Consider the following 532-nt stretch of genomic DNA (forward strand, 5'->3'; position numbering starts at 1 on the left):
TTAGTGTTGAGAGTGCGGTTGATGCTAGTTTCACTACCAGCATCCCTATCTATCACAACGATGGAACATACCTGGCCAAGGCTAAAGGAACGCAGCTCTACCTTACTGAAGAAGGTAGAAAGGCAGGGGTGACTCTCCGGCATGAAGATAAGATAACTGTTTGTCTTATTAACGGGAAAGAGGTATTCGAGCTCAGAAGACAAAGCGCAGCTGCACTAAAAGCAGAGGCTGAGCTTTATGTTCCTGATGGAAAGCTAATAAGTTATCGAGGATCCTCGCCAAAGTTGTTCAGCACGGAAAACAATCAACTAGCTATAGGCGGTTTTGTGATGTCCGGATCAACATTCAGCGGGTGTAAAATAGGGATATTGCTAGATGAAAACAGCATAGCGATTGGTGTAAATCGGTAGCCGCATTGGTTATTTCTTGCGCGCGCAATAAAAGATGATGGTTTATCCCGCTCACTTGTATTTACCATAACATCCGTTGCGTGCACCGCCTCAGAGGCCCTCAGCGCGTTTCTGAGGCCTCC

At 46.4% G+C, this 532-nt stretch carries 1 protein-coding gene; it reads left to right on the forward strand.

Features of this window, described 5'->3' with window-relative positions:
• Positions 1-410, forward strand: a 410-nt coding sequence (locus tag ACFQH9_RS31995; RefSeq protein ID WP_379572200.1) for a hypothetical protein, incomplete at its 5' end; no start/stop codon positions are given.
• Between the last annotated feature and the right edge of the window lie 122 nt (positions 411-532).

The organism is Pseudonocardia lutea (assembly GCF_042658055.1).
GTDB classification, from domain to species: Bacteria; Actinomycetota; Actinomycetes; order Mycobacteriales; family Pseudonocardiaceae; genus Pseudonocardia; species Pseudonocardia lutea.